The sequence below is a fragment of the Paraburkholderia sp. 35.1 genome (genome assembly GCF_050436525.1).
GTDB lineage: Bacteria > Pseudomonadota > Gammaproteobacteria > Burkholderiales > Burkholderiaceae > Paraburkholderia > Paraburkholderia tuberum.
The window spans coordinates 306785-329953 of sequence record NZ_JBNDMJ010000003.1 but is presented as its reverse complement, the minus strand read 5'-3'; the positions used below and the strand labels follow the sequence as shown (position 1 = coordinate 329953).

17 protein-coding genes and 1 tRNA gene are annotated in these 23169 nt (G+C 64.1%); 10 read left to right on the top strand and 8 right to left on the bottom strand.

Features of this window, described 5'->3' with window-relative positions; all coding sequences use genetic code 11:
* Window positions 1-139: 139 nt before the first annotated feature.
* Window positions 140-943: an inositol monophosphatase family protein gene (locus OKW27_RS21505; RefSeq protein WP_184057275.1), complete on the bottom strand. Its 804-nt coding sequence runs from the start codon at window positions 941-943 to the stop codon at window positions 140-142.
* Window positions 944-1352: 409 nt separating this feature from the next.
* Between OKW27_RS21505 and OKW27_RS21500 the strand changes: the two genes are divergently transcribed.
* Together OKW27_RS21500 and cysE are read left to right on the top strand one after the other, a co-directional pair.
* Window positions 1353-2183 (top strand): RNA methyltransferase, encoded by an 831-nt coding sequence (locus OKW27_RS21500; protein ID WP_429334798.1) that lies wholly within the window; start codon window positions 1353-1355, stop codon window positions 2181-2183.
* Window positions 2184-2436: 253 nt separating this feature from the next.
* On the top strand, window positions 2437-3264 hold the full coding sequence (cysE, locus tag OKW27_RS21495) for a serine O-acetyltransferase (RefSeq protein ID WP_429334797.1): 828 nt from the start codon (window positions 2437-2439) through the stop codon (window positions 3262-3264).
* Between the two features lie 45 nt (window positions 3265-3309).
* Here cysE and OKW27_RS21490 read toward each other — a convergent pair whose 3' ends face one another.
* The 4 genes from OKW27_RS21490 to OKW27_RS21475 form a co-directional block, all read right to left on the bottom strand.
* The gene (locus tag OKW27_RS21490; RefSeq protein ID WP_429334796.1) at window positions 3310-4107 is read right to left on the bottom strand and encodes a UDP-2,3-diacylglucosamine diphosphatase; all 798 of its coding nucleotides are present in this window, start codon (window positions 4105-4107) and stop codon (window positions 3310-3312) included.
* Window positions 4108-4170: 63 nt separating this feature from the next.
* The gene (locus OKW27_RS21485; protein WP_090800697.1) at window positions 4171-4665 is read right to left on the bottom strand and encodes a peptidylprolyl isomerase; all 495 of its coding nucleotides are present in this window, start codon (window positions 4663-4665) and stop codon (window positions 4171-4173) included.
* Window positions 4666-4791: 126 nt separating this feature from the next.
* On the bottom strand, window positions 4792-5373 hold the full coding sequence (locus tag OKW27_RS21480; RefSeq protein WP_429334795.1) for a peptidylprolyl isomerase: 582 nt from the start codon (window positions 5371-5373) through the stop codon (window positions 4792-4794).
* Between the two features lie 50 nt (window positions 5374-5423).
* Window positions 5424-6215 carry a tetratricopeptide repeat protein gene (locus OKW27_RS21475; protein ID WP_090800695.1) on the bottom strand — a complete coding sequence of 264 codons (792 nt, stop codon included), beginning with the start codon at window positions 6213-6215 and terminating at the stop codon, window positions 5424-5426.
* A 250-nt stretch (window positions 6216-6465) separates the two neighbouring features.
* On the opposite strand from OKW27_RS21475, the gene cysS reads away from it, so the two are divergent.
* The 6 genes from cysS to OKW27_RS21445 all read left to right on the top strand — a co-directional run bounded on the left by cysS (window position 6466) and on the right by OKW27_RS21445 (window position 14265).
* The gene (cysS, locus tag OKW27_RS21470) at window positions 6466-7863 is read left to right on the top strand and encodes a cysteine--tRNA ligase (protein ID WP_429334794.1); all 1398 of its coding nucleotides are present in this window, start codon (window positions 6466-6468) and stop codon (window positions 7861-7863) included.
* 47 nt (window positions 7864-7910) lie between these two features.
* Window positions 7911-9020: a DNA-3-methyladenine glycosylase family protein gene (locus tag OKW27_RS21465; protein ID WP_429334793.1), complete on the top strand. Its 1110-nt coding sequence runs from the start codon at window positions 7911-7913 to the stop codon at window positions 9018-9020.
* A gap of 128 nt (window positions 9021-9148) precedes the next feature.
* Window positions 9149-10120 carry an acetyl-CoA carboxylase carboxyltransferase subunit alpha gene (locus OKW27_RS21460; RefSeq protein WP_090800690.1) on the top strand — a complete coding sequence of 324 codons (972 nt, stop codon included), beginning with the start codon at window positions 9149-9151 and terminating at the stop codon, window positions 10118-10120.
* A 53-nt stretch (window positions 10121-10173) separates the two neighbouring features.
* Window positions 10174-11649 carry a tRNA lysidine(34) synthetase TilS gene (gene tilS / locus OKW27_RS21455; protein WP_429334792.1) on the top strand — a complete coding sequence of 492 codons (1476 nt, stop codon included), beginning with the start codon at window positions 10174-10176 and terminating at the stop codon, window positions 11647-11649.
* A 415-nt stretch (window positions 11650-12064) separates the two neighbouring features.
* Window positions 12065-13315, top strand: a complete 1251-nt coding sequence (locus OKW27_RS21450) for an aspartate kinase (RefSeq protein ID WP_090800687.1) — start codon at window positions 12065-12067, stop codon at window positions 13313-13315.
* 856 nt (window positions 13316-14171) lie between these two features.
* Window positions 14172-14265 (top strand) — tRNA-Ser (locus OKW27_RS21445).
* Window positions 14266-14540: 275 nt separating this feature from the next.
* On the opposite strand, the gene OKW27_RS21440 is transcribed toward OKW27_RS21445, so the two are convergent.
* The 3 genes from OKW27_RS21440 to OKW27_RS21430 form a co-directional block, all read right to left on the bottom strand.
* Complete coding sequence (locus tag OKW27_RS21440; protein WP_090800656.1) at window positions 14541-15725, bottom strand: porin; 1185 nt, start codon at window positions 15723-15725, stop codon at window positions 14541-14543.
* Between the two features lie 61 nt (window positions 15726-15786).
* A complete protein-coding gene (locus tag OKW27_RS21435; protein WP_429334791.1) occupies window positions 15787-18222 on the bottom strand; it encodes a TIM-barrel domain-containing protein in 2436 nt (811 codons plus the stop codon).
* A 19-nt stretch (window positions 18223-18241) separates the two neighbouring features.
* The gene (locus tag OKW27_RS21430; protein WP_090805357.1) at window positions 18242-19528 is read right to left on the bottom strand and encodes an MFS transporter; all 1287 of its coding nucleotides are present in this window, start codon (window positions 19526-19528) and stop codon (window positions 18242-18244) included.
* A 465-nt stretch (window positions 19529-19993) separates the two neighbouring features.
* Between OKW27_RS21430 and OKW27_RS21425 the strand changes: the two genes are divergently transcribed.
* Complete coding sequence (locus OKW27_RS21425) at window positions 19994-20341, top strand: hypothetical protein (RefSeq protein WP_429334790.1); 348 nt, start codon at window positions 19994-19996, stop codon at window positions 20339-20341.
* Window positions 20342-21209: 868 nt separating this feature from the next.
* Window positions 21210-23126 carry an extracellular solute-binding protein gene (locus OKW27_RS21420; RefSeq protein ID WP_090800652.1) on the top strand — a complete coding sequence of 639 codons (1917 nt, stop codon included), beginning with the start codon at window positions 21210-21212 and terminating at the stop codon, window positions 23124-23126.
* The last annotated feature ends 43 nt before the right edge of the window (window positions 23127-23169 follow it).

The following is a 23169-nucleotide window of genomic DNA, read 5'->3' as shown; positions in this document are numbered from 1 at the left end:
GCCGAGTACCGCCCCGAATGACTTCCCGCTTTTTAGCACGACGCTCCGGACACTGGAGCGCCGCCAACAGAAAAGCGGCCGAAGCCGCTTTTCTCTGCAACCGTTATGCGTTGCCGCGGACTGGCCGCGGCGGCGCACCTTACGCCGACTGCTGACGCGTGCGGCTGTAGCGCGACAGGATTGGAACCATCTGCGCGTAGACCTTCGGGTTGCCCGCGACGACTTCGCCGACGTGCAGGAACTCCGAATCACCGGTGTAGTTGCCGACCAGGCCGCCGGCTTCGGTGATCAGCAGGCTGCCCGCCGCGACGTCCCATGCGTTCAGGCCCTGCTCGAAGAAGCCGTCCATGTGGCCGGCCGCGACGTTGGCCAGATCGAGCGCGGCGGCGCCCGGACGGCGCAGGCCGGCGCAGGCTTCGGTCATCTCGGCGAACTGACGGCCGTACGATTCGAGGCTGTCCTGCGCGCGGAACGGAAAGCCGGTGCCGATCAGGCAGTCGGCCAGGCGGTCACGCTTGGCGACGCGGATGCGGCGATCGTTGAGAAACGCGCCACGGCCGCGCGATGCGGTGAACAGATCGTTGCGGGTCGGATCGTAGACGACGGCCTGCGTGACGACGCCCTTGTGCGCGAGCGCGATCGACACGCAGTAGTAAGGGAAGCCGTGGATGAAGTTGGTGGTGCCGTCGAGCGGATCGATGATCCACTGGTATTCGGAATCGTGGTCCGACTTGCCCGACTCTTCGGCGAGGATGGCGTGATCGGGATAAGCGGTCTTCAGCGTTTCGATGATCGCCGCTTCGGACGCTTTGTCGACCTCCGTGACGAAATCGTTGTGCTGCTTTTTGCTGACCTGAATCAGATCGAGATCGAGCGATGCGCGGTTGATGATCTGAGCTGCGCGGCGCGCGGCCTTCACAGCGATATTGAGCATGGGATGCATAAACTGATCCTTGTGCCGGGGCAGCACGGCTGCCGGCCGGTAAATAAGCGCGAAACTGCGCTGACGGGCGCCGCAACGACGCAAAAACAGCACGGAACAGCAGACCGGCTATCAAACCGGAGAGCATTCCGTCGACGGAGACGAATTGAATAAGAACGGTGCGACCGGTTCGACGCAAGCTTCAGCAAACGTCGGCGCCGGACGCGAAAAGCGGTATTTTACCTGAGTCCGGGCGCCCTCGCGCAGGTGCTCGCTCACGTGCGGCTGATGTACCGCACAGGCGCCCGCCGGTGCCGGTCCGATGCTGCGCCCTCGTCCGCGCGCGTGGCTCGCGCGTGCGCCTGATTCGGCATAAGTGCCCGTTGGCGCTACCATACGCGTCTTGAGTCCTAGCCAGCCGAGTTTCATCGTGGATCACACCCACCATTCCTCCGACCCCGCCGTGGCCGATTTGCGCGGCGGCTTCACGTCGACGCGTTTCGTGCTGGTCGAGCCCAGCCATCCGGGCAATGTCGGCGCCGCGGCGCGCGCGCTGAAAACCATGGGCTTTTCGCGGCTCGTGCTCGTGTCGCCGCGCGTGCCGAACGTGCAGAACGACCCCGAAGCGATCGCGATGGCGAGCGGCGCCGATGACGTACTCGCCTCCGTGCACGTGGTGCCGTCGCTCGCCGATGCACTGACTGGCGTGCACTGGTCGATTGCGCTCACCGCGCGGCTGCGCGAATACGGTCCGCCGCAATGGACGCCGCGTGCGGCTGCCGCCGCCGCGCACGCAGAGGCGATGCACGGCGAGATCGCGCTGGTGTTCGGCAACGAGCGCACGGGCTTGTCGAACGAGGACGTCGAGCGATGCAGCGCGATCGCGCATATTCCGGCCAATCCGGCCTATAGCTCGCTCAATCTCGCGCAGGCGGTGCAGGTGCTCGCCTACGAGCTACGCACCGCGTACCTCGGCGCCGACGAAGCGAGCGACGGCGCACCCACCGCGGGAGCACACGCGGCGCCGGCCGAATCCGCCGCTCCACGCGCGCAGATGGCGGCCAGCGACGAGATCGAGAGCATGTTCGCGCATCTGGAAAGCGCACTGGTCGCGCTCGAGTTTCTCGATCCGGCCAATCCGAAGAAGCTGATGTCACGGCTGCGGCGGCTCTTCGCGCGCTCGGGCCTCGAGCGCGAGGAGGTCAACATCGTGCGCGGCATCTCCAAGCACATCCTGCTCAAGACCCGGCGGACCGGCTGACGGTCCGTTGACCAGCCCGTGACGGCGCACCTGATGCGCCGCCTTCGTCTGACGACAACCTTGCAGGTGACGGGGACTTCCGGCAGGTTTCGCGCAATCGCCCTACAATCCACGAAACGTTAGAAGCAAAGCTGCCGCCGTGCTAAGCGGCAGCGATGCCGTTAGCTATGGCGCGAAACGCAGAGTCCCGCATGCGCAAACCGCGCGGATTCGCTCACGCAGACGGTTTTCCCCCAACAATACAGTCCCTGCCATGTTCACGAGACTTCGCGAAGATGTTGCCACCATCCGCGAGCGCGATCCCGCCGCCCGCAGCGCATGGGAAGTGCTTACGTGTTATCCGGGGCTGCACGCGCTCGTGCTGCATCGGATCGCTCACGCGTGCTGGCGCGCGAAGCGCCGCTGGCTCGCGCGTTTCGTGTCCCAGATGGCGCGCTTCATGACCGGCATCGAGATTCATCCGGGCGCGAGCGTCGGGCGGCGCGTGTTCATCGATCACGGCATGGGCGTCGTGATCGGCGAGACCGCGCAGATCGGCGACGACTGCACGATCTACCAGGGTGTGACGCTCGGTGGCACGTCGCTCACGCGCGGCGCGAAGCGGCATCCGACGCTCGAGCGTGGTGTGATCGTCGGTGCGGGCGCGAAGGTGCTCGGCGGCTTCACCGTCGGCGCGGACGCGAAGATCGGATCGAACGCGGTCGTGACGAAGCCGGTGCCCGCGCGTGGCACGGCGCTCGGCAATCCGGCGCGGATCATCGTGCCGGCCGCGGCGGCTGCGAACGGTGCGAACCCGAATGCGAACAACGCCGCGCGTGACGCGAAGCGCGGCAGCGAAATCAGCGCGTTTTGCGCATACGGCATCACGCCCAACGCGGACGATCCGGTTTCGCTCGCGATTCACGGTCTGATCGACCATGCGGCTACTCAGGCGCGACGTATCGATGAAATCGTCGATGCGCTCGAGCGGCTCGGCACGAGCCTCGAAGGTCTGCAAGGCGCGGATGCGGCGTTGCTCGATTTGCGGCGGCTATCGGCGGCGATCGCGGGGAAGGTGGAGGGGCTGGCGGGGGAGCGCTAGGTATCGGCGCCTCGGCAGCGCGAAGCGCACGCCGTACCCACGAGGTCAATCCAGCGGCAACGCTCGAATCCCGTCGGCATCGATCTTCAGATAGCCGCCCCGGCGCTCGCCGTGATCGAGATCCCAGTCGGGCAGAACCCAGCGCGTGCCGCCCGGCTCGCGATGTCGTGCGGGCAGATGGGTATGCCCATGAATGATCGTCGCGGTCTTCGATTTCCTGAACAGCGCGGCGACACCTTGCGGGGTCACGTCATACTTGATCGGCATCGGCCGCGTGCGGCCATGCTCGCTCTTCGAGCGCATGTTCTCGGCGAGCTTGCGACGCCAACGAAACGGCCACGCGAGAAACAGAATCTGCGCGAGTCGATTGCGCGCGAAACACCTGAACAACTGATAGCCGCGATCCGCGGTGCACAGACCATCGCCATGGGCGAGCGCAATGCGCGTGCCGAACGCGGTAATCACGAACGGATCGGGCAGCCAGATGGCGCCGGCCGCTTTCATGAAGCGCTTGCCCAGCAGAAAGTCGCGGTTGCCGTGCATGATGTAAAGCGCGATGCCGCGCTCGGACAGCGTGTGCAGCAGCGCCGCAATATGGGCGACGAACGGCTCGCTCAGCATGTCGTCGCCGACCCAGTACTCGAACAGGTCGCCGAGGATGAACACCGAGCCGGCCGCTTCCGCGCTCACGCGGATGAAATGCTCGAACGCGGCGACCGTGCGCGGAATCGCCTCGCTCAGATGCAGATCGGAGAGGAAGAAAAAAGGGCGCGCGGCGTGCGGGCGTTGGCCCTCGCCTGGCACGCCCGCGGCGACGCTTCGCAGCGGCGTCTCTTGCAGCATTGAAGGTGCCTGATTTCAGTTCAAAGGAGTCGACGCCCGCATGAGGCGCGACTCACTCACGGTTTAGCCGACGACGACAGCTTTTTCGATCACGACATCATCGACCGGCACGTCCTGGTGGAAGCCCTTCGAACCGGTCTTGACCTTCTTGATCTTCTCGACCACGTCCATGCCTTCGACGACCTTGCCGAACACCGCATAGCCCCAGCCTTGCGGCGTCGGCGACGAGTGGTTCAGGAAGTCGTTGTCGTTCACGTTGATGAAGAATTGCGCGGTCGCCGAATGAGGGTCGTTGGTACGCGCCATCGCGATCGAGCCGTTCTCATTCTTCAGACCGTTGTTCGCCTCGTTGGTGATCGGCTCGGCCGTCGGCTTCTGCTTCATGCCGGGTTCGAAGCCGCCGCCCTGGATCATGAAGCCGTCGATCACGCGGTGAAACACCGTGTTGTCGTAGTGGCCGGCCTTCACGTAGTTCAGGAAGTTCTCGACCGACTTCGGCGCCTTTTCGGCATTCAGCTCGAGTTTGATGAGGCCGTGGTTCGTATGCAGTTCAACCATGATGGAATCCTTTGATGAACAGGTGGATAAAAGGCGCGGCGCGTCGTCATGTGCTGACGACCGGCCGCGCCGGGGCGTTGGTTGGGGCCGGGCTTCGGCCGCGCGGGTTCGCTTGCCCGTTCGTTTTTACTTGCTCACCACCGTCGCCGACTGGATCACGATCGGCTTCTGCGGCACATCGCTCATCGGGCCGCGCGTGGTGGTGGGCGCGGCTTCGATGCGTTTCACGACGTCCATGCCGCTCGTGACCTTGCCGAATACCGCGTAGCCGTTGCCGTCCGGATTCGGGTAGTCGAGATTGGCATTGTCCACCGTGTTGATGAAGAACTGCGCGGTGGCCGAATTCGGGTCGCTGGTGCGCGCCATCGCGATCGTGCCAGCGGTGTTCTTCAGACCGGTGCGGCTCTCGAGCGGAATCGGCGCGCGCGTCGGCTTCTCGACGAAGCTCTGCGTATAGCCGCCGCCCTGGATCATGAAGCCCGGAATCACGCGATGGAAGATCGTGCCGCTATATTGGCCGGCTTTCACGTAGTCGAGGAAATTGGCGACCGTCTTTGGCGCTTTCTCGGGATACAGCTCGACGCGGATGTCACCCTCCGACGTCTTCAGCAGCACGGAAGGATGAGCGGCCTGCGAACCGGACTGCGCAAAGGCGGGTGCGTTTGCGATCAGGGCGGCGCTGCCGAGCGCCAACATCAACCATTTCATGAAAGTCCTCGGGGTTGGAGAAAACTTGCGGCAGGCAACGAGCCCGGCGCTCAGCGCGACGGCGCCATGTACGGCGGCATGGCGAGCGAGCCATTCGGGCCGCCGAACTGGAAGCTCGGGCTGTCCGTGATGTTCGACGTGGGGTGCGCGGCGGGCACGGTCGTCTGCTCGGCGGCTGGCTGTGACGCCGCGGTAGCGGGTGTTGCCGGCGACACGACCTTCTGGATATCCGCGAGACGCTGCGCGGTCCTCGGGCTCGCCTTGCCGAGGCTCTCCGCGCGACGGTACGCGGCATCGGCGAGGCGCAGATAGAGGTCACCGAGGTTCTCGAACGCGAGGCCGTAGTTCGGATTGACCTGGGTGGCCATCTCGAGCGCCGCGCGCGCTTCGGTCAGACGGCCTTGTCTCGCGAAGAGTGTGGCGAGGTTGTTGTACGGCTCGGGCAACTCGGGATACAGCTGCGTGAGTTCGGTGAACGCCGTGATCGCTTCGTCGTCGCGATTCAGATGCACGAGCACGTTTGCGCGTTTGAACTTCGCTTGTGCGTCGTGCGGATTCGCGGCGACGCGCGCATCGAGTTGGGTCAGCGCGGCTTGCCAGTTTTTCTGCGCGATCAACGCGTCGATTTCCGGCGTATTGTCACGCACGGCGGGGCCTTGCGGCATCACCGCGGTCTTCTGCGCATAAGCGCTCGCGACCGGCACCGCGGCAAGTGCGGCAACGACGGTGACGCGCCACGCGAGGGCACGCGCCGCTTCGAAAGTAACGCCACCGACAACGTTGCCAAACGCAGTCGCGGCGAGGGTCGCAGCGCTGTGCGCGCGGCCGCTGGAGTGTTTCATAGGCTCAGGTCTGGATGTTATACTCCGAGCCATTCTAACAAAAGGTCTGCGCGTTCCGTCGAACCGCCGACTGTCTTTTCGCCACTCGTGGCCGTCTCCGCCCGGTTCGCAGCCTCGTCTGCAGCCTGATCGCCGCACGAGGTGCGCCGGTTTCAGCTGTATGCGATGCACCCGTTATCCTGTTCGTTTCGCGGGTCGCGGCGCGCATGAAGCACAATGCGGACTTCTTTCGGCCCACGCACCGCTCTCTATGGAATCTCTGCGCATTTACAACACGCTCGCGCGTGACAAACAGACTTTCGTGCCGCTGCGCGAAGGTGTCGTGCGGATGTACGTCTGCGGGATGACCGTGTACGACTATTGTCACGTCGGTCATGCGCGGGTGATGGTCGTGTTCGACATCGTGCAGCGCTGGTTGCGTGCGCTTGGCTACAACGTGACTTACGTGCGCAACATTACCGATATCGACGACAAGATCATCAGGCGCGCAGTCGAGAACGGTGAAACCATCAAATCGCTGACCGATCGCTTCATCGCCGCGCTGCATGAAGACGCGGACGCGCTCGGCATCGAGCGTCCGGATATCGAGCCGCGCGCGACCGACTTCATTCCGCAGATGCTCGGCATGATCGAGACGCTCGAGAAAAACGGCTACGCCTACCAGGCGAGCGACGGCGACGTCAACTACGCGGTACGCAAATTCGCAGGCTACGGCAAGCTGTCGGGCAAGTCGCTCGAAGACCTGCGCGCTGGCGAACGCGTGGCGGCCAACGACGCGAAACAGGACCCGCTCGACTTCGTGCTGTGGAAGCAGGCGAAGCCCGAGGAACCGGCCGACAGCGGCTGGGATTCGAAGTACGGGCGCGGTCGTCCCGGCTGGCACATCGAGTGCTCGGCGATGGGCTGCACGCTGCTCGGTGAACAGTTCGACATTCACGGTGGCGGCCAGGATCTGCAGTTTCCGCACCACGAAAACGAGATCGCGCAAAGTGAGGCCGCGACCGGACAAACATTCGTCAATTACTGGATGCACAACGGCTACGTACAGATCGACAATGAGAAGATGTCGAAGTCGTTGAACAATTTTTTTACGATTCGCGAAGTGCTCGCGCAGTACGATGCAGAGGTGGTGCGTTTCTTCATCGCGCGCGCGCATTACCGCTCGCCGTTGAACTACAGCGACGTACATATCGACGACGCGCGCAATGCACTCGCGCGTTTGTACACGGCGTTGAAAGACGTGACGCCCGATAGCGCCGTGCTCGACTGGAACGAAGCGTACGCGCAGCGTTTCCAGGCGGCAATGAACGACGACTTCAACACGCCGGTGGCCGTGTCGGTGCTGTTCGAGCTGGCCACCGAAGTGAACCGCACGCGCGACCCCGCGCTGGCCCGTCAATTGCGCGCGCTTGGCGCGGTGCTCGGGCTGCTCGGACGCGAACCGCGTGCATACCTGCAGCAGGCAGCGGGTGCTGCAGCCGAAGGCGCGCTCGAGCCCGTCGCGATCGAAGCGAAGATCGCCGCGCGCATCGCCGCCAAGCAGGCAAAGGACTATGCGGCAGCAGACCGGATCCGGGCCGAATTGCTCGATGCCGGCGTTGCCCTTGAAGACAAACCCGGCGGGTTGACCGAGTGGCGGCGCGTGTGAGCGCACCTCGTACTTCCCTCTGAACGACTCGCCAGGCAGGAGGCAGGATGGCAACGGCCACGAAGACGCCGGCTAAACGCGCGGCGTCTCAAACCAGTGCGGCAGCCGCAGCGTCGGCTGCCGCAGCATCGGCTGCCGCAGCTCAGTCGACTCGTGCGGGCGGCGGCGCGGTAGACAAAGCGCCCTCGAAAGCGGGCGGGGCGGCGGCGAAAGCCGACTCGGCCGCGGCAAAGAAGAACGCGGCCAAACGCTCGCTCAATGGCGCGGGCACTGAAGCTGCGCACGCGCCTGCGAAACGCGCGAAAACGGCGTCGCGGGCGAAGGGCAACGGTGCGTTGCCGGCCAAACTCGCTGCCGAGCTCGCCGGCGACGTGCAGGAACTCGCGCGCGACAAGAACGCGGGCGAAGTCGTGCGCAAGACGCGCGTATCGGCCACCTCGGCGAGCACGGAAAGCGCGGGCGGCGAAGCGGCCGGTGTCGCATCGCTCGCGAACGAAGTCGCGGTGCCGGTGCAGATCGGCGGTCTCGCGCCTGAGGTCACGCGTCCCGCGTATTGGGACAAGGCGTGCGCGGATCTCGTCAAGCGCGATCGCATTTTGAAGAAGCTGATTCCAAAGTTCGGCCCCGTGCATTTGCTGAGTCGTGGCGATCCGTTCGTCACGCTTGCGCGCTCGGTGGTCGGCCAGCAGATCTCGGTCGCCTCGGCGCAGGCCGTGTGGGCGAGGGTCGAAGTCGCGTGTCCGAAGCTCGTGCCGCAGCAGTTCATCAAGCTCGGTATCGAGAAGCTGACCGCGTGCGGTTTGTCGAAACGCAAGGCCGAGTACGTGCTCGATCTCGCGAGGCATTTCGTGTCGGGCGCGTTACACGTCGGCAAGTGGACGTCGATGGACGACGAGGCGGTGATCGCCGAACTCACGCAGATTCGCGGCATCGGCCGCTGGACCGCGGAGATGTTCCTGATTTTCAACCTGTCGCGTCCCGATGTGCTACCGCTCGACGACCTCGGCCTGATCCGCGCGATCAGCGTCAACTATTTCAGCGGCGAACCCGTCACGCGCAGCGAAGCGCGCGAGGTTGCCGCGAACTGGGAGCCGTGGCGCACGGTGGCGACCTGGTACATGTGGCGTAGTCTCGATCCGTTACCGGTCGACTACTAAAGAAGAACAGGAAACGAAGCCGTTTCAAAGACTATCGCGTATATGATATCGATAGTTGAGAAATGGTTTTGACATCGGCGCACGCGGTTAGAATACGCGCTGCCCGGTAAGTCCAAGGATTACAACCAATGAAGACCACGTTTCTGGATTTCGAACAGCCGATCGCTGAACTCGAAGCGAAGATCGAAGAATTGCGCTTCGTGCAGGACGACTCGGCCGTCGATATTTCGGAAGAGATCGAGCGGCTGTCCAAGAAGAGCCAGCAGCTCACCAAAGATCTGTATGCGAACCTCACACCGTGGCAGGTTTCGCAAATCGCCCGTCATCCGCAGCGTCCGTACACGTTCGACTACGTGAGCGAGCTGTTCACCGACTTCCATGAACTGCATGGCGACCGCAACTTCGCGGACGATCTGTCGATCGTCGGCGGTCTCGCGCGATTCAACGGCCAGGCGTGCATGGTGATCGGTCATCAGAAGGGCCGCGACACCAAAGAGCGCGCGCTGCGCAACTTCGGCATGCCGCGTCCGGAAGGCTATCGCAAGGCCGAGCGGCTGATGCGCCTCGCCGAGAAGTTCGGCCTGCCGATCTTCACGTTCATCGACACGCCGGGCGCGTACCCGGGCATCGGCGCGGAAGAGCGGGGCCAGTCCGAAGCGATCGGCCGCAATCTGTACGTGATGGCCGAGCTGAAGACGCCGCTGATCGCGACGATCATCGGCGAGGGCGGCTCGGGCGGCGCACTCGCTATCGCGGTGGGCGACAGCGTGCTGATGTTGCAGTTCTCGACCTACTCGGTGATCTCGCCGGAAGGCTGCGCATCGATCCTGTGGAAAAGCGCCGCCAAGGCACCGGAAGCAGCGGAGGCGCTCGGCCTGACCGCGCATCGTCTGAAGGCGCTCGGTCTGATCGACAAGATCGTCAACGAGCCGCTCGGCGGCGCGCATCGCGATCCGAAGGGCATGGCGGCGATGCTGCGCCGTGCGCTCGCCGATTCGCTGCGCCAGTTCCAGGGTATGAGCACCAACGACCTGCGCGAACGCCGTTTCGAACGGCTGATGGCGTACGGCAAATTCAAGGAAACGACGCCGGGCGCATAAGCCCGCGCGTTGGCCTGTCTCTTTCGTCCACCGGCGCTTTCCGCGCTAACGACGTGACCACCACCGCCGACTCATCCGCCGAGCGCCTCGTGATCGAGGCGCTCGGCGCCGCGCTGTCCGGGCTCGATTCGAACGCGCGCATTGCGGTCGCATTCAGCGGCGGCGTCGATTCGAGCGTGCTCCTCGACGCGGCGGTGCGCGTCGCGGGTGCGTCACGCTGTATCGCGCTGCACGTGCATCATGGTTTGAGTCCACATGCCGATACGTGGCTCGCGCACTGCGAGGCTTTCGCGCGCGAACGTGGCGTCGAATTCGACGCGCGACGCGTGGATGTTTCGCGCGCGCCGGGCCTGAGCATCGAGGGCGCGGCACGCGACGCGCGTTATCGCGCGCTCGAAGCGATGTGCGCAACGCACGGCATTGGCACGCTATGGCTCGCGCAGCATGCGGACGATCAGGCCGAGACCGTGCTGCTGCAACTGCTGCGCGGCGCGGGGCTCGCGGGTCTCGCGGCGATGGCGCCCGGCTCGCTGCCGACAGGTGCGTCGACGACACGTGTGCGGCCGCTTTTGCATCTGCTGCGCGCGCAGCTCGAACACTATGCGAGCGCGCGCAAGCTGCGCTGGATCGACGACGAATCGAACGCGGACACGCGTTATGCGCGCAACGCCTTGCGTCATCAGGTGATGCCGGTGCTCGCGGTGCACTTCCCGGGCTTTCGCGATGCGCTCGCGCGCACGGCCGCGCATTCGGCATCGGCGCAGCGATTGCTCGACACGCTCGCGCGCGCCGACATGGAAAGCGCGTCGCGCGATGAAGGACGCGCCCTCGCGCACGACGTGCTGCTCGCTCTCGACGACGATCGCGCGCTGAATCTGCTGCGCTACTGGATGCGTACGCTCGGCTTCGTCGCGGCATCGAGCGCGCGTGTCGCGGATGCACTGCGGCAGTTGCGCGAAGTGGCAGCGGGGCAGGACGGACATCGGCTGCGCATCGATCATGCGGGGCATGCGTTGCGCAGCTATCGCGGCCTCGTCTACTGGGAAGCCGGCGATAGCAGCGAACCCGCCGACGAAACCGCGCTCGTCGAGCGCGAGATCAGTGAACTCGCGTGGCAAGGGCAAGAGATCTGGCATTTGCCGCAATGGCGCGGCACGTTCGTGTTCGCGATGGTGGATGCAGTCGCTGCTTCCGACGTAGCCGACGCAACGCACGCAGCGCCACGTAACGAAGCATGCGACATGGTTCCCGTCAGCGTCCTGCAACGAGCCTCTCTAAGCGTGCGGGCGCGCCGCGGCGGAGAACGCATGCGCGTCGGTGTGCCGAACGCGCCGAGCCGCACGCTGAAGAACCTGTTTCAGGAGCGCGGCATTCCCGCATGGAAGCGCGACGTGCCATTGCTTTACGTTGGCGATGAACTGCTGTTCGTGCCGCTGATCGGCGTGAATCGCGGGACTGTGCGCGACGCATCTCCGGAGCGCGAAGCGTGCGTGAAAATCGTCTGGCGCGAGGATCTGCTGATCGCCTGAGCGCCGGTCGGACAGTCGCGCAAGCGGTGCGTGCAGATGTCGAAAGCGTGAAACAGGGCGCAAATCAACGATAAAACAGGCCATTGCAGGCCTGATTCGACGCATTTGAGCGCTCGTTGCGTCTTGTCTTTTTGCGCCTAATCAGGTACTTTAACTTGTTTGCCCGACCCGATTTCGCCGTCGCTTTTGTCGCTATCGGTCGTTAGTGCCGGCAGGCGTGCGTGATCCGTCGTCGCCGTTCAATTCCGATCAGCCATTTGCGATTTCATCCCGGGCAAATCCGCGCGTGCTGCACGCGTGCTGCATCTACGCCGCCACACACTTTGCCGCCGTTCACGAGACGTTGCGCCCCTGTGCTTTCTGTGCGGTCGTCTCCAGCGCGCCAGCGCGGTTTCTCTTCCAGTTCAGAACGACAATGGCACTCATCGTACATAAATACGGCGGCACCTCGATGGGCTCGGTCGAGCGCATCAAGAACGTCGCCAGGCGCGTCGCGAAATGGCACAAGGCCGGCCATCAGATGGTCGTCGTGCCGTCGGCAATGTCCGGCGAAACCAATCGCCTGCTTGGCCTCGCGAAAGAGATCACGACTCAACCGAGCCCGCGTGAACTCGACATGATCGCCGCCACCGGCGAGCAGGTCAGCTCGGGTCTGCTCGCGATCGCGCTGCAGGAAGCCGGCGTCGAAGCGGTCAGCTACGCAGGCTGGCAGGTGCCGGTCAAGACCGATAGCGCGTTTACGAAAGCGCGCATCAGCGACATCGACGGCGAGCGCGTCATGCAAGACCTCGCAGCCGGCAAGGTGGTCGTGATCACCGGCTTCCAGGGCATTGACCCGGACGGCCACATCACGACGCTCGGCCGCGGCGGCTCGGACACGTCGGCAGTCGCGGTCGCGGCCGCGCTGAAGGCCGACGAGTGCCTAATCTACACGGACGTCGACGGTGTGTACACCACGGACCCGCGCGTCGTTGAAGAAGCGCGCCGGCTCGACCGCGTGACGTTCGAAGAAATGCTGGAAATGGCCAGCCTAGGTTCGAAGGTGCTGCAGATCCGCTCGGTGGAATTCGCCGGCAAATATCAGGTGAAAACGCGCGTGCTGTCGAGCCTGACCGATCCGCTGATGCCACTCGACGAAGAAATGAAGTCGGGCACCCTGATTACTTTTGAAGAAGACGAGACCATGGAAAAAGCAGTCATCTCGGGTATCGCGTTCCAGCGCGACGAAGCTCGTATCGCCGTGATGGGCGTGCCCGACAAGCCGGGCATCGCGTATCAGATTCTCGGCCCGGTGGCGGACGCGAATATCGATGTCGACATGATCATCCAGAACCAGAGCGTCGAGGGCAAGACGGCATTCACGTTCACGGTCGGCCGCGGCGACTATGCGCGTGCAATGGAAATCCTCACCGGCACGGTGAAGGCGCACGTCCAGGCCGAGCAGGTGCTGGGCGACCCGAAGGTGTCGAAGGTGTCGGTGGTCGGCGTCGGGATGCGCTCGCACGTCGGCATCGCCAGCAAGATGTTCCGCACGCTGTCGGAAGAGGGCATCAACATTCAGATGATCTCGACCTCGGAGATCAAGATTTCGGTGTTGATCGACGAAAAGTACATGGAGCTCGCGGTACGCGCGCTGCATAAGGCCTTCGAACTCGATCAGGCATAAGTGGCGGGAAAAACGGGGCGCTCTAGAGCGTCCCGTTTGTTTTGGTGCGCCAGGCATGGCGCGTAGCGCCGTGACTGGCGCTGTCCGACCCGCTGTGGTGGCGAGCCGGATGACTTGGGGGTGAAAGTCCTCTGCACACCCGGCAAGGGGAAGTGCTAGCTGAACGGCAAGGGTGTCCGTCGTAAGGCGGAATCTGAAGGAAGCCGCAGGCAAAATGCTGGCCTGACGAACAGGAAGCGGATATCAGGCGGTGTGGCGGGGTGAGCAGTCCAAGATCTGTAAAGCCCAATACTTGCACGGAACGCCACGACGTAGATCCGACAGGCATAAGCAGGAAGGTCGCGCGCATTACCCTGGGAGCCCCGTCAGTCTGCCTTGTGCTACTGGCATCGCAAGGTGCCGGGATGGGCTGGCGGGAGTCAGCAGAGGCCATAGTAGCGGCTCGGAACCGGAGCAGTGAAGGGCCGAACCTGACGAGAGTGGATAGTCACGCGTGCTCTCTGAGCGTTTGGGCACAAGTCTCGGCACAGCCGGGAGCCTGCGATCAAACTTGACGGCCGGAAGCCTGAGAGAGGTTGGGGTGTCCATTGAACGACAGGCGACACGACGAACGAAACGAAGCTCGCTGGAGCAATCCAGTCGTCAGGAAACGCCGGATACGTGATCCGTACGTCCGGTGTTGTGGGAGGACGGCGGGGGCAACCCCGCCTCCTACCCGATTGGCGTTCATGTGAATGAATTGCGTGATGAGACGCCACGTTGGCACAAATAATGTTCGTCAGACATTGACCTTATCGGCCCGGCCCGCTATGATCTTGGCTTCGTCGCTCTGACTCCCTGTGCGACAGAAAGTTTGGGAGACGTGGCCGAGAGGTCGAAGGCACTCCCCTGCTAAGGGAGCATCTGGGCCAAAACCTGGATCGAGGGTTCGAATCCCTCCGTCTCCGCCAGCAATGGTGGCGAAACCCCGCAGAGTCTAGGCTCTGCGGGGTTTTTGTTTTTGCGCGGCTTGATTTTGATCTCGCTCGCTACTTCAGCGATGTCAGCGACATTCCCCGCCCTCCAGCGTGTGACCACGTCCTACGTGAATAGGCAGGTCTGCTGATCAATGCATGGCGCCGTTAGCCCGCCACGCTGGTCCGCAGAAAACCGCGCCAGATCCGGCGCGGCAGGCAAGGAGTCCGCATGACTGATCCCGTCGTGCCGCTGACCGAGACCGCCTCGCTTAGAACGCGTGCCGCAACCCCACCATGCCGACGAACTGCGACGGACCCGATGACGGCGTCGTGTTCTGCGAGTCGCCGACCACCGCGACCGCGTCGGCGATGGTCACACCGCTGCCCGACGAGATCAGCGACTTGCCGCCTGCATGCTGATAGGCCTCGAGCGCGTACAGCGTGGTGCGCGTCGACAGGTTGTAGGTCTGTTCGAGCGAGATCTGATGATAGTGCGCCGGATCGCTGATGCCGTTCGCCTTGCTTGCCTGGGTGAAGCTATAGCCGCCGCCGACCGTCACGCTCGGCGTGATCCGGTACGTCGCGATCGCACCGTACGTGTTGAACACGGCCTTGTCGAAGAACAGCGAGCCGTGGCCCGGCGCGTACTGCACATTCGAGTAGTTGAGGCCCACCATCAGATCGTGCCACGTATAGCGACCCGCCGCGGCGAACAGTTGCGCGCTGCGCGCGCTCGCGTAACCGTTGTTGACCGGCGAGTTGATCGCGAAGCTGCCGAGCGCCGCGCTCGTCGAAATGTCCTTCAGCTTCACGTAGCCGGCTGCGAGCGACACGGGCTGGAAGTCATAACGCAGCGCCGCGCTGAACAGGCTGCCGTTCGCGACGCTGCCGGGCACGCCGCCGAGACCATACTGCGCGCTTGCCTGCAGGCCCCCGATCGTCGGCGATAGGTAGGTTACCGAATTATTGAAGCGCAGCGTCGTGTCGAGGGCGTCGAGATCGCCGGGGTGCGCGCCGGTCGCGCCGGTCAGCACGCCGGTCGGTCCGAGCGCGCCGACCATCTGGAAGTAGGGTGTGTACTGGCGGCCGAGCGTCACCGTGCCGTAGCGGTCGTTCGCGAGGCCGACATAGGCCTGGCGATTGAACAGGTAGCCCGCGGTGCTTTGCGCGCCAGTCAGCGAATTGAAGCCGCTCTCGAGCCGGAAGATCGCCTTCGTGCCGCCGCCGAGATCTTCCGAGCCGAGGAAGCCGAACTTGCTCGCCTGCAGGTTGCCCTGGCTCATGTAGAAATTCGAATGCCCCTTCTGGTTGCTGGCATAGGCGAACGCATTGTCGACGACGCCATACAGCGTGACGCTGCTTTGCGCCGATGCGCTGGTGGACAACGCGGTGCCCGCAAACGGCAGGCAGCAGAGGACGAACGCGCGGGTGCGCGCGCGCTGGTTTATTTTCATGGTTGGGATGTCTCCAGACTGATGGGTCGGCCTGATCCCTCAGGCCGGTGCGGTGTGTTGTTCAGTGCGGCACCGAAATCGTCAGGCAGCGCCAGCCGTGCGCGGTGTGATCGGTGACGAGCGTGCCGTTAGCGCAGACGACCGCGCGTGTTTCGCGCATCGGCACGAACACGCGCACTTGCGGCTGCACGCGCGGCATCCATTGCGAACGCTCGAGCGTCACCCGCAAAGTGTTTGCGTCGCCCGTCAGCGTGACGTTCCAGCGGCCTTGCTCGCCGTTGCGCCAGGCTTCGGTCTCGCCGTCGTCCTCGATCGAGCCGCCTTGCGCGGTACCCGCGTCGGCAGACGGCACCGCGAGGAATGCGCGTTCGTCGGCAGGGCGGCCAAAATGCTGCTCGGCGATGTTGAGCGGAATCACGCTGCCTTCACGCAGCAGGAACACCGGCCGCTCGAACGGCGCGGGCAACGTGACGGTCTGGCCGCCGTCGAACGTTTCGCCGCTCCAGTACGACACCCAGCGCGAACCGGCCGGTAGATACACGGCGCGCGTGCTCCGGCCCGGATCGACCACTGGCGCGACCAGCATCGACGAGCCGAGCATCATGTCGTCGCCATCGACGAGGCAGCGCGGATCGTGCGGAAACTCCGCGAACAGCGGCCGCAGCACCGGCTCGTACGCGCTATGCGATTGCCACAGCAGCTCGTAGAGATAAGGGATCAGGCGATAGCGCAGCTTGATCAGGTCTGCCACGTGCCGCGTGACTTCGGGATGCATCCACGGCTCGTTGACGGTGCCGTCGTCGTTCCACGAGTGAATCGAAAAGCGCGGCAGGAAGATGCCGAACGCGACCCAGCGCGCGAACAGCTCCGGCTCCGGCGCCGGACCCGAGAAGCCGCCGATGTCGTGACCGCTATTCGACACGCCCGACATCGCGAGCCCGAGACCCATCTTCAGATTGAAGCGCAGCGTTTCCCACGACGTGTAGTTGTCGCCCGACCACGTCTGCACGTAGCGATGCATGCCGACGCCGCCCGAGCGCGACACGAGGAACGGGCGCCTGTCAGGCGCGTGCTCGCGCTGCGCGTCGTGCGACGCGCGCATCATCAGCTGCGTCTGCAGCACCTTCGCCTGGTATGCCGGATAGGGCTTGCCGAAGCCGCGCGCGATCGCCTGCGGCGACCAGATCTCGAACTCGTTGTTGTCGTTCCAGGTGGCCGCGATGCCGTATTTGAGCAGTGCGTCCTTCACGCGAGCTTTCCACCAGTCGATCGTCGCGGGATTCGTGAAGTCGAGGTACGCGCCGACTTCGTCCCAGAACTGCACCCATGCGGGATCGCCATCGGGCGCTTCGATCAACAGGCCGGCGTGGGCGACGTCGTCGAACGCTGGGTGGTCTTGCAGCAGACACGGCTTGATGTTCGCGCACAGACGCACGCCGTGATCGAGATAGCTCCGCACGAAGCCGTCGATGTCCGGAAACTTGTCGTGATTCCAGTTGAACACGTAGCGCTTCGGCCCGATCGACGTATAGCCCGACGACAGATGGAACGAATCGCACAGCACGTCGTGTTCGCGGCAACGCTCGATGAATTTGCCCATCTGCTGTTGCGCGTCCGGCGCGTCGGTATAGCTCATCGTCGAGCCCGAGTAGCCGAGGCCCCACTTCGGCATCCACGCGGGACGTCCGGTGAGCCACGTGAAGCGGCGCACCGCGTCGAGCGGCGAGCCGGGCGATGCGATGAAGTAGTAGTCGAGATCGCCATGCTCGGCGATGAAGTGCCGATAGTGGCCGTGATAGTTGTCGAGCTCGCGGCCCATGTCGAAGCGGCAATCGGCGAGCGTGTCGTAGAACAGGCCGAAGCCCGTCGTCGTCTGCGGCTGCCACGTCACGTAGAACGGGATGTGCTTGTACAGCGGGTCCGTGGTGCGCGCGCTGTAGCCCATCGCGTCGATGTTGCGCATCTCGTAGCTTTGCTGCGCGCGATCGAGCGAGCCGGCACGCTCGCCGAGGCCCACGTACATTTCGTCGCGGCGCCGCTCGACGTAGTGATAGACGCGCGAGTCCCACCAGCCGAAGTTGTAGGCCTGGGTCTTGCGATCGCTCATCACGCGATGCCATGTGCCTTCGTGCAGGATGTCCCAGGCGCAGGCGCCGCCTTCGAGCGCCACGCTCACGCGCACGCGCGCCGTTTCGATCTCGATGTGACCGGCTGCTTCGTTCACCGTGAACGGCGGCGGCGTGAAGCCGCTCAGGTCGCGGCGCTCGCGGCCTTCGAGCGGCACGTCGTCGATCCCGGGCGCGATCGCCCATGTGCGCGGGCCGCGCGTTTCGCCGTCCGGCAGCACGAGCACGCGGATGATGTCCTCGGCGAGCACGAACAGCTCGATGCGGCAATTCGGCTGCGCGCTTAGCACGACCGGGTTGGCCGCCGGGTCGCCAGCGTGGGGGACGAGCGCGAAGCGCGGCGGATGTTTGAGATTGATCTGTGAACGCATGATGAGTCTTCGAGGAAGGTCAGGCAGCCGTGTTGACGCTCAGTTCGGCGCGGCGCGCGCGGCCGTGGCGCGGCACACCGCGCATCAGGATGATCAGCAGCGTCGCGCCGATGATGTCGAATGCGCCGAGCGCACCGAACAGCGGCGTGTAGCCGATCGAATCGGCAAGCGCGCCGACCGTCAGGGAGAAGCCGAGGCCGCCGATCCACGCGGCCATGCCCGCGAAGCCGGCGACGGTGCCGACTTCGCCCGGATCGAATACGTCGGCGGCGAGCGTGTTGACGAGCGCCGAGATCATCTGGTGCGCGAAGCCGCCGACGCAGAAGAGGGCGATGGCCTGGTAGGGCGACGCGACGAGACCGATCGATGCCGGCCCGATCATCATCAGCGCGCCGAGCACGACGCCCGAGATGCGCGACCAGATCAGCGGCACGCGAAAATGCTTCATCAGGAATGGCGACAGATAGCCGCCGAACAGACCGCCTAGGTCCGCGGCGAGAAACGGCAGCCACGCGAACATCGCGATCTGCTTCAGATCCATATGACGCTGCGTGGCGAGATACAGCGGAATCCAGAAGCTGAACGTCTGCCACGCGGGCTCGGCGAAAAAGCGCGCTTGCGCGATCGCCCAGAAGCGGCGCGTGCGCAGCACTTCACGCACGCTCGCGCGGCGCGCGGCGGGCGGTGCCTGGCCTTCGACGATCGCGGCGCGCTCGGCATCGCTCACGCGCTTGTGCTCGGCGGGCGAGCGGTACAGCACGAACCATGCGGCGGCCCACACGAAGCCGAGCGCGCCGGTCACCGCGAACGCGCTCTGCCAGCCGTAGCGCAGCGACAGGAAAACGACGAGCGGCGGCGCGAGCAGCGAGCCGAGCGAGGTGCCCGCATTGAAGTAGCCGACCGCGACGGATTTCTCGCGATCGGGAAACCATTCGGCGACGACCTTCATGCCGGCCGGAATCGCGACCGCTTCGGACAGGCCCATGAAACCGCGCAGCGCCGCGAGCGAAAACCAGCTGCCCGCGAAACCGTGGAACACGCCGGTCAGCGACCACAGGCACGCGAACAGCGCGAAACCGAGGCGCAGGCCGATCAGATCGATGATCAGGCCGCAGACGGGCTGCATCACCGTATAGCCGACCTGGAACGCGCCGACCACGTACGAGTACTGCCGCGTGTTCATGTGCAGCAGTTTCATCAGCTCGGGCGCCATCACCCCGAGCGCGTTGCGCGACAGATAGTTGACGATCGTCCCAACGCACACGAGGGCGATGATCCACCAGCGCAATCCCTTGATCGTTTTCAAAATCAGTCTCCGTGGCGCATTGAGCGGTTGCTTCCGACGCAGTGCTCGAGTATGCGCGAATTCGAACATTTATTGGTTTTCAATGGCAGTCATCCTACCACTTGGAAACGACCTGGATATCGGGGGAAACCATAGGCGTTGCGACGTGTTTCCTTGATTTTTCTCGATAATTTAATATTTTTTTTGCCTCGTCTCCGAGCGGTGATCGGATGACTGTGGTGAGAAATATAGAACAGATATGTTCTTTCGAACTTTAAAATGTTCGTTTTCGGGATGTCAGCCAGGCCGCGAGCCGGCGCCCGCGCGGAGGGTGCTTTTTCACCGCCGTCTGGCGTGTGTAACCAGACATTACGCCACCGCCGGCGAGGCGATTTTCAGCATCAGTTATTACAAAGTTGAAATACGCGTGTTGCTGCCTTTGCGTTATATTTCCGCCAACAAAACATGTTCCTACAAAGGTGATCAATGAAGTCCGCTCGTATTGTTCCGCTTGTGTTCGGCGTGTTGACGTTGGCTGCATCGGGTGCCGCGATGGCCGCGGGGCTCAACGTCGGGGTCAATATCGGCATTCCCGCGCCGGTCTACGTCGCACCGGCGCCGGTCTACGCACCGCCGCCGCCTCCGCCGCCGCCCGTCGTCTATCAGCCGGCTCCCGTGTACTACGGCGGTCCGCAAATCGTGATCGGCTGGCATGGCGACCGTTACTGGGACGGCCATCGCTACTGGGCGCGCAACGACTGGTATCGTCACCATCCGCCGGGCCGCGGCGACTATGCGCGCGGTCACTACGACCAACATCGCGGCTGGCACTGAGTCGCCGCTGCGTCAGCGCTGAAGCGCGCCAACCGGCCGCAGCGATGACAGAACCGCCCTTGGAGGGCGGTTTTGTTTTTTGGTGCGCCAGGCATGGCGCGTAGCGCCGTGACTGGCGCTGTCCGACCCGCTGTGGTGGCGAGCCGGATGACTTGGGGGTGAAAGTCCTCTGCACACCCGGCAAGGGGAAGTGCTAGCTGAACGGCAAGGGTGTCCGTCGTAAGGCGGAATCTGAAGGAAGCCGCAGGCAAAATGCTGGCCTGACGAACAGGAAGCGGATATCAGGCGGTGTGGCGGGGTGAGCAGTCCAAGATCTGTAAAGCCCAATACTTGCACGGAACGCCACGACGTAGATCCGACAGGCATAAGCAGGAAGGTCGCGCGCATTACCCTGGGAGCCCCGTCAGTCTGCCTTGTGCTACTGGCATCGCAAGGTGCCGGGATGGGCTGGCGGGAGTCAGCAGAGGCCATAGTAGCGGCTCGGAACCGGAGCAGTGAAGGGCCGAACCTGACGAGAGTGGATAGTCACGCGTGCTCTCTGAGCGTTTGGGCACAAGTCTCGGCACAGCCGGGAGCCTGCGATCAAACTTGACGGCCGGAAGCCTGAGAGAGGTTGGGGTGTCCATTGAACGACAGGCGACACGACGAACGAAACGAAGCTCGCTGGAGCAATCCAGTCGTCAGGAAACGCCGGATACGTGATCCGTACGTCCGGTGTTGTGGGAGGACGGCGGGGGCAACCCCGCCTCCTACCCGATTGCTGAAACATCCGTCGCTGACGCATTTCGTCGCAGTCGGCCGCCAGATCGCGCAAGCTAATTGGGTAGAATCCCCCACATCGCCACTGCCCATTTACCAGCACGACTCCATGACAACTGGCTCGCGACGGGTTCAAACGCCTGAGGGACTTCGACACAGCGTGATCCACGGACCCTTGCGCGCCGCGCTCGCCGTCGCGTTGCTGTGCGCGAGTCTGCTCGTCGCGCCGCACGCGCATGCCGCGCATGCGATCGCGCAATACGGCGAGCCCAAATATCCGGCCGGCTTCAAGCACTTCGACTACGTCAATCCCGATGCGCCGAAAGGCGGCACGCTCGTGCTCGCGAACCCGAGCCGTCTAACGAGCTTCGACAAGTTCAATCCGTTCACTCTGCGTGGCAATGCGGCGCCCGGCCTCGAATTGATGTTCGAGAGCCTGACGATCGGCAGCAGCGACGAAGTCGCGTCCGCCTACGGGCTGCTCGCCGACGACATCGTCGTCGCGCCCGACGGCCTGTCGGTCACGTTCCACATCAATCCGCGCGCGCGCTTTTCGAACGGCGACCCTGTGACCGCCGACGACGTCAAGTTCTCTCTCGACACGCTGAAGAGCCCGCAGGCCGCGCCGCAGTTCGCATCGCTTTTCAGCGAGATCAAGCGTGCGGTCGTCGTCGATCCGGCCACGGTGCGCTTCGAGTTTCGCGAGCGCGATCGCGAGTTGCCGCTGCTCGCGGGCAGCATGCCGGTGTTCTCGCGCAAGTGGGGGATGAAGCCCGACGGCAGCCGTGTTCCGTTCGACCAGCTCGCATTCGAAAAGCCAGTCGGCAGCGGGCCGTATCTGATCGACAGCTACGACAACGGCCGCACGATCACGTTCAAACGCGACCCGCACTATTGGGGCGCCGATCTGCCGGTGCGCGTCGGCATGAACAACTTCGATCGCATCGTCTACAAGCTGTATGCCGATAGCACCGCGCGGCTCGAGGCGTTCAAGGCTGGCGAGTACGACGCGCTGGTCGAATATATCGCGCGCAACTGGGTGCGGCGCGACGTCGGCAAGAAGTTCGACCGTGGCGAGTTGATCAAGCGCGAGTTTGCGCAGCACAACGGCACCGGCATGCAGGGCTTTTTCCTGAACACGCGCCGGCCGCTGTTCCAGGATGTGCGGGTGCGCAAGGCGCTCGATCTCGCGCTCGACTTTCAGTGGCTGAACCGCCAGCTGTTTTTCAACCAGTACACGCGCATCGACAGCTATTTCGCCAACACCGAATGGCAGGCGAAGGGGCTGCCTTCGCCTGGCGAGCTCGCGCTGCTGGAGCCGTTTCGCGCCCAACTCGACCCGGCGGTATTCGGGCCGCCGCCGAAGCAGCCCGATACCGATCCGCCCGGCTCGCTGCGCGCGAATCTGCTACAGGCGCGCGATCTGCTGCAGCAGGCCGGCTGGACCTATCGTGACGGCGCGCTGCGCAACGCGAAGGGCGAGCCGTTCCAGTTCGAGATACTCGACGACTCGGGTTCGGCCTCGTCGATGGAGCCGATCATCGCCACCTTCACGCGCAATCTGCAAAAGCTCGGCATTACCGCGAACTTCCGCACCACCGACTTCGCGGTCTATCAGAAGCGGCTCGACGCATTCGACTTCGACGTGACGACGATTCGCATGCCCGACGTGCAGGTGCCGGGCTCCGAGCAGATCACCCGCTTCGGCAGCAAGGCCGCCGATACCCCCGGCTCGGACAACGCGATCGGCCTGAAGTCGCCGGCCGTCGACGCGGTGTTGAACGCGCTCGTGCATGCGCAAACGCGCGAGCAGCTGACCGATGCCGCGCACGCGCTCGACCGTCTGCTGATGCATGGCTACTATGTGGTGCCGCACTGGTACAGCGGCACGCATCGCGTCGCGTTCAAGCGCGGGCTCGCGTGGCCGAAGACTTTGCCGCTGTACTATGGCGCGGAAGGCTGGATCACGACGATGTGGTGGTACGAGGATCCGCGGGCGCGCACGCCCACGGGCAGCGCCGACTGATCCGCAGATCCATCGCCCCCACCAACGCGTTCGCACTGGAACA

What these genes read in the sequence shown, in the direction of transcription:
- OKW27_RS21505 (WP_184057275.1), bottom strand. Translation starts at nt 943, where the DNA reads ATGCATCCCATGCTCAATATCGCTGTGAAGGCCGCGCGCCGCGCAGCT.
- cysE (WP_429334797.1), top strand. Translation starts at nt 2,437, where the DNA reads ATGTTCACGAGACTTCGCGAAGATGTTGCCACCATCCGCGAGCGCGAT.
- OKW27_RS21490 (WP_429334796.1), bottom strand. Translation starts at nt 4,107, where the DNA reads ATGCTGCAAGAGACGCCGCTGCGAAGCGTCGCCGCGGGCGTGCCAGGC.
- OKW27_RS21485 (WP_090800697.1), bottom strand. Translation starts at nt 4,665, where the DNA reads ATGGTTGAACTGCATACGAACCACGGCCTCATCAAACTCGAGCTGAAT.
- OKW27_RS21480 (WP_429334795.1), bottom strand. Translation starts at nt 5,373, where the DNA reads ATGAAATGGTTGATGTTGGCGCTCGGCAGCGCCGCCCTGATCGCAAAC.
- OKW27_RS21475 (WP_090800695.1), bottom strand. Translation starts at nt 6,215, where the DNA reads ATGAAACACTCCAGCGGCCGCGCGCACAGCGCTGCGACCCTCGCCGCG.
- cysS (WP_429334794.1), top strand. Translation starts at nt 6,466, where the DNA reads ATGGAATCTCTGCGCATTTACAACACGCTCGCGCGTGACAAACAGACT.
- OKW27_RS21465 (WP_429334793.1), top strand. Translation starts at nt 7,911, where the DNA reads ATGGCAACGGCCACGAAGACGCCGGCTAAACGCGCGGCGTCTCAAACC.
- OKW27_RS21460 (WP_090800690.1), top strand. Translation starts at nt 9,149, where the DNA reads ATGAAGACCACGTTTCTGGATTTCGAACAGCCGATCGCTGAACTCGAA.
- OKW27_RS21450 (WP_090800687.1), top strand. Translation starts at nt 12,065, where the DNA reads ATGGCACTCATCGTACATAAATACGGCGGCACCTCGATGGGCTCGGTC.
- OKW27_RS21440 (WP_090800656.1), bottom strand. Translation starts at nt 15,725, where the DNA reads ATGAAAATAAACCAGCGCGCGCGCACCCGCGCGTTCGTCCTCTGCTGC.
- OKW27_RS21435 (WP_429334791.1), bottom strand. Translation starts at nt 18,222, where the DNA reads ATGCGTTCACAGATCAATCTCAAACATCCGCCGCGCTTCGCGCTCGTC.
- OKW27_RS21425 (WP_429334790.1), top strand. Translation starts at nt 19,994, where the DNA reads ATGAAGTCCGCTCGTATTGTTCCGCTTGTGTTCGGCGTGTTGACGTTG.
- OKW27_RS21420 (WP_090800652.1), top strand. Translation starts at nt 21,210, where the DNA reads ATGACAACTGGCTCGCGACGGGTTCAAACGCCTGAGGGACTTCGACAC.